At 38.4% G+C, this 11,272-nt stretch carries 10 protein-coding genes and 2 pseudogenes; 7 read left to right on the top strand and 5 right to left on the bottom strand.

The genetic code is table 11. The annotated features are described in order from the left end of the window. Positions 1–376 precede the first annotated feature (376 nt). The 3 genes from G8761_RS26045 to G8761_RS26055 all read right to left on the bottom strand — a co-directional run bounded on the left by G8761_RS26045 (position 377) and on the right by G8761_RS26055 (position 1,674). Positions 377–694 (bottom strand): general stress protein, encoded by a 318-nt coding sequence (locus G8761_RS26045; RefSeq protein WP_166030844.1) that lies wholly within the window; start codon positions 692–694, stop codon positions 377–379. A gap of 67 nt (positions 695–761) precedes the next feature. After that, complete coding sequence (locus G8761_RS26050) at positions 762–962, bottom strand: hypothetical protein (protein WP_166030845.1); 201 nt, start codon at positions 960–962, stop codon at positions 762–764. Between the two features lie 205 nt (positions 963–1,167). Next, the gene (locus tag G8761_RS26055; RefSeq protein ID WP_166030846.1) at positions 1,168–1,674 is read right to left on the bottom strand and encodes a hypothetical protein; all 507 of its coding nucleotides are present in this window, start codon (positions 1,672–1,674) and stop codon (positions 1,168–1,170) included. Positions 1,675–2,312: 638 nt separating this feature from the next. On the opposite strand from G8761_RS26055, the gene G8761_RS26060 reads away from it, so the two are divergent. The 3 genes from G8761_RS26060 to G8761_RS26075 all read left to right on the top strand — a co-directional run bounded on the left by G8761_RS26060 (position 2,313) and on the right by G8761_RS26075 (position 4,282). Then, positions 2,313–2,798, top strand: coding sequence for a GyrI-like domain-containing protein (locus G8761_RS26060; protein WP_166030847.1), 486 nt, complete (start codon positions 2,313–2,315; stop codon positions 2,796–2,798). 273 nt (positions 2,799–3,071) lie between these two features. Continuing rightward, positions 3,072–3,497 (top strand): hypothetical protein, encoded by a 426-nt coding sequence (locus G8761_RS26065; protein WP_166030848.1) that lies wholly within the window; start codon positions 3,072–3,074, stop codon positions 3,495–3,497. 185 nt (positions 3,498–3,682) lie between these two features. Further along, positions 3,683–4,282: a CoA transferase gene (locus G8761_RS26075; protein ID WP_338001042.1), complete on the top strand. Its 600-nt coding sequence runs from the start codon at positions 3,683–3,685 to the stop codon at positions 4,280–4,282. A gap of 309 nt (positions 4,283–4,591) precedes the next feature. On the opposite strand, the gene G8761_RS26080 is transcribed toward G8761_RS26075, so the two are convergent. Continuing rightward, the gene (locus G8761_RS26080; protein WP_166030851.1) at positions 4,592–6,406 is read right to left on the bottom strand and encodes a bifunctional metallophosphatase/5'-nucleotidase; all 1,815 of its coding nucleotides are present in this window, start codon (positions 6,404–6,406) and stop codon (positions 4,592–4,594) included. Between the two features lie 164 nt (positions 6,407–6,570). Between G8761_RS26080 and G8761_RS26085 the strand changes: the two genes are divergently transcribed. The 4 genes and pseudogenes from G8761_RS26085 to G8761_RS26100 all read left to right on the top strand — a co-directional run. Next, positions 6,571–6,723, top strand: a complete 153-nt coding sequence (locus G8761_RS26085; RefSeq protein WP_166030852.1) for a hypothetical protein — start codon at positions 6,571–6,573, stop codon at positions 6,721–6,723. A gap of 922 nt (positions 6,724–7,645) precedes the next feature. Continuing rightward, the gene (locus G8761_RS26090) at positions 7,646–8,431 is read left to right on the top strand and encodes an SDR family oxidoreductase (protein ID WP_166030853.1); all 786 of its coding nucleotides are present in this window, start codon (positions 7,646–7,648) and stop codon (positions 8,429–8,431) included. Positions 8,432–8,628: 197 nt separating this feature from the next. Beyond that, positions 8,629–8,829, top strand: a pseudogene (locus G8761_RS26095) (FAD-dependent oxidoreductase); the annotation flags it as partial. A gap of 371 nt (positions 8,830–9,200) precedes the next feature. After that, positions 9,201–9,287, top strand: a pseudogene (locus G8761_RS26100) (recombinase family protein); the annotation flags it as partial. Between the two features lie 241 nt (positions 9,288–9,528). Here the strand turns inward: G8761_RS26100 and G8761_RS26105 are convergent. Continuing rightward, positions 9,529–10,755: an IS110 family RNA-guided transposase gene (locus tag G8761_RS26105; protein ID WP_166030854.1), complete on the bottom strand. Its 1,227-nt coding sequence runs from the start codon at positions 10,753–10,755 to the stop codon at positions 9,529–9,531. Between the last annotated feature and the right edge of the window lie 517 nt (positions 10,756–11,272).

The following is an 11,272-nucleotide window of genomic DNA, read 5'->3' on the forward strand; positions in this document are numbered from 1 at the left end:
ATCTATTGATTGTACAACTATAGGGTGTGATGCTTAATTAAGTATTTGCATTTATTGGTTTGATTAAAAAAGCAGATTGTGAAGTAATGTATTTAAAGTAACGGGGGCTTTAGTTCATTAAGTAAAACCTTCTTCTGTTTCCTTTAACGGGGTAGATTATAATTTAAAATGGTTATCAAACGTGTATTCATATGGAGTTGATTACACCTATTGCACAGTAGAAATGTTTGTGAGTTTAAAGACTTTGAAAACTCACTACTAATAGTATGTCTTTTCCATATAAAAAAATGAACTTTCAAGAGGGAAAGTTCATTTTTGTAATGGTACTCAATCCTAATAGTTAAGTTTAAATAGCCCTTTGCAAATCCGTCTGTTATCATTCATCAGGTAAAAGCTTCTCATCTTTTTTATATTTACCCACCAATAACACCTTGCCGTCTTGCAGCTCCTCTTTATAATCTTTAGTTTCTTTCTTAATAAAACCGATCTCTTCTAATTTATTATGAAGTTCTTCAGCATCCTTTTTTATTAAATTGTCTTTCACATCTAGTTTCTCTTTTGGAACTTCAAAGTCACTAATTTTATGTTTATTAGCAAGCACAAAAACTTCTTCTTTGCTTACTCCATTATCGTATAATCTAGATGCGTTATTTAATGCTTCACCAACCGAATCATATTCACGTTTAAATGGCATTTAAATCCCTCCCTTATGCATTTAATGGTTTAGAAATTGGCTTTCAGTTTAAGTTCAATATAAAATTTTACGTTATTTGAGTTGCTGTTAAAGAAACAGATATAGGTTTGTTTTCAATACAGTATTCTGATAAAACTATTTTACCTTCATATTCTAAATGCTTTGCTAAAGCAACTATGTGTTCTGCCTCTTCTTTTGAAGATAGGGAAGAAATTCTTATACTTCCTGGACTATCGGTGATACGATTTAAAAGTTCTTCTTTTTTCATCTTCTCACCCCTAATTATAAAAGTTTACTTTTTTATACCCTGTGGTCGTTGCCAATAATCAAAAAATAATTTCAAAATGAATATATTTTTGAGTACAGGTAATTAAAAATAGTTTTATCTTGCTATAATTAATAACCGGTATTATATGCATTAGCTTTAATCTTGTTCACTAGACTTTAAATAGGCTTTATTCAATCGCCTACTGTCATTTCTTGCTTTTAATTTGAATATCGCCGGTTATTTTGTCTTTATGTTGTTTTTTGACTGAAAGAACTACTGCTTTTCCATCACTAGGACTGCCGTCGGAAAAAGACATCGGAAATATGGAAAAGAATAGAACATAGAAAGAAAAATAAATGAATTGTTTCCAAAAGACAGAAAAATTTAATATACCTTGATATATAAGAGTATTTACAAAGAACATTGATAGCAAGTTAAAAATGGCTCCCCCGAGATAAATAAAAGTATTAGTCCACCGATTATCATACTTAAGTGATGAAAACTCGCAGGAACCATTCCAAAAATAATATTTTCTCAATTCAATTCTCCATATGGAAAATAACTTATTTCCACATCCTATTACTATTTTCTTTTCAATACCGCCAAAAATTGTGGCAAAAAAAATATGTCCACACAAATGTATAAAATTAACCATAGGAAATATTAGAAAAAATGATATTAGAAATTGAATAATGTCTACTATTTTAAACATATGTTCCTCCCAAGGTATTGTTGGAGATGTTATGTTTTTGATACCACTTAGTCAACTCCATTAACTAGTAACATTTAACAATATAGAAGTAACTTTTCCAGAGTTAAGGAAATTCATTTTGATTCAACTGGGGGGAGGTTAGTTTAATTAGAAAAGAGGATTTTACTACAAAAAAGGTTCCCAAATTTAGAACGATTTTTTAGTTTCCGAAACCTTTCTAGATTAAATGAAGGAAGGAAGGAATAGATTTGTCTATATTTAGTAGGAAGGCTACAAATATAAATCATTAATCAAAAACTAGTTGCTCCCATGGTTTTAGGTTCCATACTAAATCCTATTAACTCTTCGATCATCTCTGTTGCTTTAATTCCAATTGGTCAGGCGTTTGGAGTACCTCCTGTTTGGTGGCTAGTTGTTGCCAGAGTTTTACTTGGTTTTGGAACCTGCGCGAAGTACGAACATATTGTGAAGAAATGTACTTAAGCTAACGGGTGCTTTACTTCAATAACAAGGGTTGTTGCGGCAGCCTTTTTCTTATGGCACTAACGGGGCAGTTTAGTGGAAGAAGGTGTTTCACCCATAGATAGCGAAAACTGTATAAGGAATTTATGACACTTTAAGAATAGGGAGGAAATAAAGTGTGCTATGAAATTTTAACGTTACCAGCCTATCGGGCAGTAGGATTAAAATGGGAGGGAACATTTTCTGAAATCGTACCGATTTTAAAAAACGTCATTCAACAAAGTGAAGACCGAGCAGATGAATTAGAGTATAAGGTTAAACCCAGTGTTCAATTAGGTCTATCTTATCATGTAGTTGAAAATGGGTTCGCACATTACGCTGTGTATGAAGTGAGTGAGGAGCAGGATATTCCTGATGGGATGATTGAAATAAGGGTTCCTGAATGGACGTATGTGAAGACTACACATAACAAAGGAAAAGATATACAAAAGACATATACGGATTTACATCAATGGCTATTTGATAGTGACTATACCGCATTTAGAGAAGCTGGAGTAGCTTACTATGATCCTTATATGCCAATTAAACATGAATATTACCCAGTTGATCGTGATCCGAATGATCCGCATTTTGATATTTATATACCGATTGTAAAAAAATAATCTTTCTTATTCATACTAACGGCTGCAATAGTTTAAGTAGGGGGATTGCTACGGCGATCCTTTTTTGTTATTGAGCTAACGGGGCAGCATTCCTGTAATTAAGGAAAATGGAGTTTGAACAAAAAAACAACCTCTTGGTAGAATGAAAGAGTCCTGACGCTGGCCAGCAAAAAGGACAAATCTCTCATAATACCAGGAAATTATAACCAGAATAAGAAGAAAGCGGTTGCAGCTGCAGCGATATGGAAAGATCGAACAGGCAAAGGCCAAGATTTGAAGGTGGATCTTGCGAAATCCATTGAGCGACTTAGTTTCTCCTATAATATGCTTGAACGAATTAACGGTGGGACTGCAGATATAGTGGATAAAAATCTAAGTGCACTTATTCTTTTAATGAAGACGAAAGATGGTCGCCATGTCATTCCAGCGAATATCTATCCAAAACTTCGCGACGTTATGCAAGATTTCCTAGAATGTAGAAATAGTATTCCTTCCGTAATGAAGGCGATTTCTCAGTGGGATTCAGATGAACTTGAAGAAGAGGCTGCAAAACGAGGCATAGTTATGGGAAAAGTTGGAACATTAGAAGAATTCATGAATGAAAAGGTTTATCAAGACTATTTAGCTCATGTACCTTTAATTGAAAAATTTGTGAATCGGAACCGATTCCGTTTACTGAACAACCAGCAGCTCCACTAGATGGTGTGAGAGCTCTTGGTATGGGACATGTTATTGCAGGAGCGGGGTTGGGTCGCGCGTTAGCTGCACATGGTGCGGATGTCCTCAATATTTGGCGACCTCATGAATTTGAACATGATTCCACTTACTATACTGCGAATGTGGGTATGCGTTCATCTCGTATAAATTATTAAACACCACAAGGTATTAAGGTGGTCAAGAATTTATTAAAAGATGCTGATATATTCTTTGCAAATCGTCGACCAGAATTAATGCAAGAAATTGGCTTAACAGCAGAAGAAGCAGCAATATTAAAACCTGGTATTATTTATTGTAATGTAAGTACACATGGTGATCGGGGACCACGGGCGGGGCGTCCTGGATTTGACCAAGTAGCAGGTTCTGTAACTGGCATGATGGTATTTGAAGGTGATTTAGAAAATCCAAAGATTCCAGTCATTAACGTTGTGAATGATTACCTTGTTTCATGGATTGCGTCAATTGGTGTAATGGCTGCGCTTCGTAAACGTGCAAAAGAGGGCGGTAGCTATCGAGTTCATGTTTCATTATCACGAGTTGCTCTTTGGATTACGTCTTTAGGTATTTTCGATAAATCATATGTTGAAAGTGTTGCGAACAAAACACCTGAACACGCAGAAAAAAAACCAGAACTATTTATCTTGGAGACAGCAGTAGGAACGTATCGTGGTTACACTGACCAAGTGCACATGTCTGAAACACCTGAGTACTATAGAACTGTTTTAGTACCAAGAGGATCAAGTCAACCTGTTTGGTTAGTACGCTAAATATGGAATCTGTTAATTTATTGAAAATCACCGGTTATTTTTGATAAAGGTCTGGATTTTGAACGAATTGCTGCGCGGATGATTTTCTAATAAGAAGAAAGCTGAAAACGTTAATTGATTTCGTTTCCAGCTTTTTTGAAGTTTAAAATCTATTTATGGTTGCTCCTCAAAAATTAAAATAGCTTATTGCCCGTGGTGTCGCAAGAAAAGATAAATTAGGCTTAGCTAGGTGCGTTGATTAAGGAAGGATGAACGACTTTTTTATGAATTTTTTTTGGCTGTACTGTTGTAAGGAAAGTTTATTTATCATTATTGAGAAACTGATAGGGAAGAGACACGTTCTAGAACTGGTGGTACGATGACCTTCTGTTCCTTTAAATAGTTTAAGAAAGCCCAATAATCAACTTCAGCACGTTCAGGTTCGCGATATTGTGTAAAGCTTGGATACCCATCTGCTCCAATGACCAAGTAAGCTAATGCTGCCACCCGGTAGGTACGGTTCAGGTCGAGGGGCTTTCCATTAATCAGAACGTTCATAGGATCGATTCTATCATTAAGCGGTTTGCTCTTATTGTAACTATAGTGGACATTATGAGATACAGCAAGCGGATAAAAGCTTTCAGATCCGTCTGCCTTCTTTCTCCACTGTTCTTCCAAAATTTGTTTGATTTGCTGACCTGTTAACGATACAACTAAAACCGGGTTTTGATATCCATGAGACTGCCACATTTCGCCAAACAGAATTTGCCCATCACTGTCCTCTGGATTCGTACCTTTTTTATATAGTAAATCACCACGTAAAGGACTTGCTGCGGTTAAAGCGAATTCAGCTGGATTCTCTGCTTTTTTTCCAGAATAATAGTGGGCATCTGCCGCAACATCAGCAAGTGTACTTTCCCCATTCGCATTACGTGCTCTAGTCAAATCTCCGGTTAATTTTGCCACCGGCTGTGCCCAGCGTTCCTTTCCGCGCTCTACCCAGTAGGACACCATTTTCTCGATTTCTGGATCAGCTGGTATATCACGTGTAACTGGGTGGTTCATCGATGTGGTCATGCTGCGCACAACATCCTTGGTTTTTCGATCAATCGTCAAGTTCAGTTCGTTAAGAAGGCGCCCATGATTGGCAGCTTCCACAACTGGACGCGGGTTGCCGGCCGGATCGTTAATGACGGCATTAAACTTGGCATGCCAATGACCGGACACAATCGCATCAATCGCAGGTGATGCCTCTTTTGCAAAATCGAAGATAGGACCAGAAGGACTGTCAGACCCGTTAATATCATAACCGTCACTTTTTGTCGATCCTCCCTCATGAACGACTGCGATAATGGTTTCAACACCTTTTTCCTGCAATTCTTTTGCATACTTGTTTGCCGTCTCAACTAGAGGGTCAGCTGTTAGAATTCCTTCTTGAAATGAAGTAGATCCAGTTATGGTTGTTGGGGTTGTTAGAGCAATGAAACCGACAGGAATGGTACCCCCTTTGCCATCCTTGATCCTTTTAATGGTATAAGGCTTTAACACCAAATCACCGGTATGGGCATCAATTATATTGGCAGAAAGGTAATTATAGTCGGCACCTTTGAATGTTTTTCCCGTAGAGTCGGTAAACGAACTGTCAACGCCACGGACTCCAAAACTTTTTCCCTTCATCATATGTTCGGTCAGGAATTGCTTTGGAGCATCGAACTCATGGTTTCCTGCTACTGAGAATTCTAGCCCAATCTTGTTAAGGAACTCGATTGTAGGCTCATTATGATATGCTGCAACTTCAAAAGGCCAGCCGCTGAAGTCGTCACCTGCCGAGAAGAGGATGGAGTTTTCGTGACCTTGTTTTAGCTGTTTAATATGAGCAGAGATATAGGCTGCACCGCCAACCTTAAGCGGCCCGCTTGTGGTCATAATTTCTCCGTTTGACTTGTCATTGAATGCTTGAAGGTACCCGTGGAGGTCTGTCAAGCTTAATAATTGGAGATTAACCATGTCAGAGTTGCCCTTTCCATTTGCCCCAGTTTGTCGATCATTATCGGTTGCAAAAGTCTGTTTAGTACTCATGAAGAGCCCGCCGGTCAGTACAGCTACTGTAGAGACAGCACAGAGACGCTTGAACACTTTTCTCATTTTTATTCCTCCTCCATTTTCGTTTCCAAAACATCGTAACAAACGTTTGTAAAAACAAGGTAAATAAATTGTTAAATTATGTATCGAATGAGATAAATGGGGAATTTGTCATGCGCACATTATTACAAATGTCATATAGTAGCTAATGTGAGGAATTTGTTTAAGTGGAAGAAAGAACTATGAATAGTAATCAACTAACAACATCGAGAAAAAACGGGTTTAAAGAAGGAGAAACTGGTTATAAAATCATTGAATTCAATGTATCAGATCCAGCAGAAAATTCATTTGCAGTTGTCACTCCAATTAAAAAGCAATAAATGGATTTTTCTTAAAATATCGACCTATTTATGTAATAAAACTAGAGAGATAGGTTTCTAATAAATTTTTTTAAAAGCTGAATAATTAGACACTCCTTCAGCAATACTCAAAAGGCTGAAGGGACCTATGCTTATATATGAAATTAGAAAGATCAGCGTGTCACCATATTAAAAAATGGTTGGCACTTTTTTTGTTATTGTGCTCCCTTAGTTTAATGCGTTTTTCTCACGAATACTCGCTAATTCGCAGGATTTCAAATCACTTGAAAGATCTAAGGTAAAGATTCGAAGCAGGATTAGACATAATGGCTACTGAAGACGTGCTTAAATAAAGGAGGTAGTGATAACTCCAAAAATTTCCATATGCTGTACGCATTCTCCACATCACCTGGAGGTTTTCGCTCCCATGTCTTGTTCACCACATCCCACCACTTTGCACAAATTCAGATGCTCCTGGTAGCCAAGGGATTTGTAAAAAAAATCCTTATCAGATCAATATTTGAGATAAACTAGATCATGTGAATTATTTCGAACCCATCCTCTTTCACAAAGCATATTTTCAGCGCTATAGCTATCCGTTCTTTCATCATCTTCATTATAAATAAAGATGTGATGAATTTCGTTTATGTACTCAAATGCATGTAAGATAAATTTTCAATATTGCAGGATTATGGGTTACTATTTGTTTGGTTGGGCCGCAGGCCTATATTGCACCTGTGGCCGATATGCTCTTATACGACCGGGTACTTATAGACGGTATAGCACTACAGCAGATAAAAAGATATCACCGCCGGTTTTTTTTACAGCGACGCCGTCATTAATCCTGCTTGAATCGAATCGGTAAAGTTGCGCCTGTTCGGTTTGCCCTTACTGCAATTGGGAACAATAAATTGGCATGCTATTTCGAATGGAGGAATTTAACATGGACAAAACAATTTTCATTACTGGTGCAGGCACCGGGCTGGGCAGAGGCGCAGCAATTGGTCTTGCCAAAAAAGGTCATCGTGTGATTGCCACTACAGAGCTTACTTCTCAAAAAACAGACCTTCTGCGGGAAGCAAATGACCTGGAACTGGATATAGAGGTGATTAAAGTCGATATTACGAACCCTTTGGATCTGGAACAGATAGAGAAGTATGATTTTGACGTATTTGTTGCAAATGCTGCCATTAATGAACGAGGGCCACTCGGGGAAGTGCCGATGAACCGATTTCGGGCACTCTTTGAGGTAAATGTTTTCGCAACCTTGGAAACAGTACAGATAGCTGCACGTAAGATGGTTCAAAAGGGAAGCGGAAAAATCGTCTTTATGAGTTCAGAATCTGGAATTTTGGCATCTCCATATGGCGGTCCATATGCCGCTACAAAGCACGCGATTGAAGCAATTGCCCATACCCTTCAGTTGGAACTTCAAGGATTTGGAGTAAAAGTTGCCACCATTAACCCTGGTTCCTTCAAGACAGGTTTTAATGATCGCGCGGCAGAAGAGCTATGGAAATGGTACGATGAAGAGAAAAACTTCACGAGAAAAGAGGATATAAAAAAGTCGGAAGTGGGCTTAAACAACCAGTTTGACCCGGAAGATATGATTGCAAAAATGGTAGAAATCATCCCAGCTGACCATCATAAATTCCGGACCGCCTATCCTCAGCAAACCGAGAAACAGATGAAGCAAGAAGAACAAAAATGGTGGGAGATGGACATATAGGACGCTTTATCCACTTCTGGTTAAGCGGGGGCCAGCTGCCCAAAGCCAACGTTTATGTTTACAACACAATTTTAAGCTGGACATGCAAGACATCTTTCCCTTCACCGAGTACACTCCGATTGTTTTATAATTACCTGCACCATTAGTTATAATATAGGATAGGAATTTATAAAGACATTTGAAGAGGGTACTCCTGTATGAAAAAGGTCATAGTAGTTGGGGCTGGCATTCTTGGGGCATCAACAGCATATCAGTTAGCAAAAATGGGTGCTGAGGTTCTAATTATTGATCGCAAAGATAAAGGACAGGCTACGGATGCAGCTGCAGGCATTATTTGCCCGTGGGTATCACAGCGGCCCAATCAGGCTTGGTACCAGCTCGCAAAGTCGGGGGCACGATCTCCAACTCAAATAGTATTTAGGTGCGTTTTGGTGCCATGCTAGGTGCCCAATTTTTTAAAATTAGAAATCACAACAAACTATTAGAAAGCAAGAAACCTTGATAAATCAGTACTTCTTGGTACATCCAGGTACTAGAAAAACAGACGTCAGCAAACTTCAAAACCTCTTGTGACCTGTGTGCGAGGTCAGGTGGGTTCGATTCCTACGCAGTCCCGCCAACCATACATAAAAAGATGTAACCAAAGGCCGAGCCAGTCGGTCTTTTTCTTTTCGGTGATCATTTAGGTGCTCAATTTCAATTTCTAGTTACAGTCTTTACCTTTAAAGCCAAGGCTTATTACTTTAAGCTTTTGTAGGTATCATAACTTAAAGAACATTCGTATAAGCAAGTTGAGGATATGACAGGAATTTCAAAAAGCACATTAATAAGAGCAAAGCGTAAGGCCGTCCAGTGATGGGCAGTTTTTCATTTGCTGAGCATACGATTCTGAATCTTTCGAAACAACAAAGCTTTTTTCTAACCCTTTTGAAACTTTCGGAAGTGGTTATATCAATAATAGCGTTAACCATATTGAACTATCCTGAAAAATAGTAATGGTAAAAGGGCATTTTGGCAATACGAAACTAAACCCTATAAGATCCATTTTTTCAAAAAGATCCGGGTCTCGAATTTTAGCTATATTTTTTTGACCATAATTACGCTATTGCTTCAACAGTTACTTTACAACCAAGTGTCTCTAATCGTTTGATAGATTGCTTGATCACGATTTCTTTCTTACGTCTATCAAAGTAATCTGCGCCCAACTCAATATAAGGTACTCTTCTGTTTAACATGTGATATGCAATTGTTAATATGGTATGTCCAACCGCAACTGCTGCGCGTTTTTTACCAACTCTTGCCGCCAAACGTTGGTATTGGGAAGATAGGTAGGTGTTTTTTGTCCTAGCTGCCGAATGTGCTGCTTCAACAAGTGCGGCTCGCAATTTTTTATTACCTTTTCTCGTTTTTCCAGACTTTTTTTTGCCAGCACTTTCATTGTTACCTGGAACCATACCAGCCCATGAACATAAATGAGGAGCCGAAGGAAACTGGTTTGAAATATCTATGCCAATTCCGATTTCAGCCAAAAGTTGTTCGGCGTGACTTCTGCCAATTCCAGGGATAGAATCAAGTAATTCAATATCTTCTTCATAAGGCTGCATGCGTTGCTGGACTTCTTCACTTAACAGTTCAATCTGTTGATCCATAAAGTCAATGTGTGAAAGTTGAGTTTTTAACATCATCTTTTGATGGGGTCCAACGGATCCTACCAAAGCACGTTCTAAATCATCCTTTTTTTTCTTCAAGCTTCTTTTAGCTAGGCTTGATAATGTTTGTGGATCATTTACACCGTTAATAATGGCTTCAATCATTGCTCTATCTGAGACACCCATAATGTCAGTCGCAACTGAAGAAAGTTTAATATTAGCACCTTCTAGAACCTTTTGGATTCTACTAATCTCCCTAGCCCTTTCTTCAATTAGACTACGGCGGTATCGAACTAACTCACGTAGTTCTCTTTGTTCCCTATTTGGGATATAACTGTGTTGAAGAAGACCGTGGCGAAGCAATTTTGCAATCCATTCTGCATCTTTAACATCAGTTTTACGTCCCGGAACAGCCTTGATATGAGCAGCATTTACAACCATCGGTTGCATTTCTTCAAGTTCTAATAGATTGTAGATTGGCTTCCAATACACACCTGTACTTTCCATGGCAACATGAGTACAGCGTTTGCTTTTAATCCAATCCACCAATTGGAAAAGTTCGTGTGTCATCGTACCAAATGTTTCAATTTCTTTTCCTTTTGGAGTAATCGCGCAAGCGGTAATACTCTTTTTGTGAACATCAAGTCCACAACAGCGATTATATACAACATCCATTTGTAAAATCCTTCCTAGGCTGAAATAAATTAAGGCTGGTGCAACAACCATATAAGATTAATCTATCCTGCGTGCTTCTCATCAGAGAGCAACAATTTGTGGTGCACCTGGTCGTAGTGAATCAGTCTACCATGCGGGCTTGTAAGCACCATAGTTTAACGACCTTCCTTCGCCAGCCATATTAACAGGATTGACAAGGGGAGAGGGAACTAGACTAGGATAAAAGTATTTTCATTCATTTGATGGTGCCGCGTGAGCGGCATGATTGTCTACCATGAAAATTAACTTAAACAAAATGGAAAAAGGGCAATACTAAAGAAGACGAAGCTCATTCATTTTTTTAAAAAGGGGAGAGCGCCCATTTCAATGGTTTATTGTTTAAAAGTGGATGGCAGATCTGGCTGCAAATTTCACCGGCTTTTCTTATTAAAGTAACTGGCAGGTGTGCGGCCGAGCCTAGGTCGTATCATATAGCGGGTGGGATTCCCGTCGAGTAAGAACTAGCCATTCGCTCGTA

The organism is Neobacillus terrae, assembly GCF_011393025.1.
Lineage (GTDB): Bacteria > Bacillota > Bacilli > Bacillales > Cytobacillaceae > Neobacillus_A > Neobacillus_A terrae.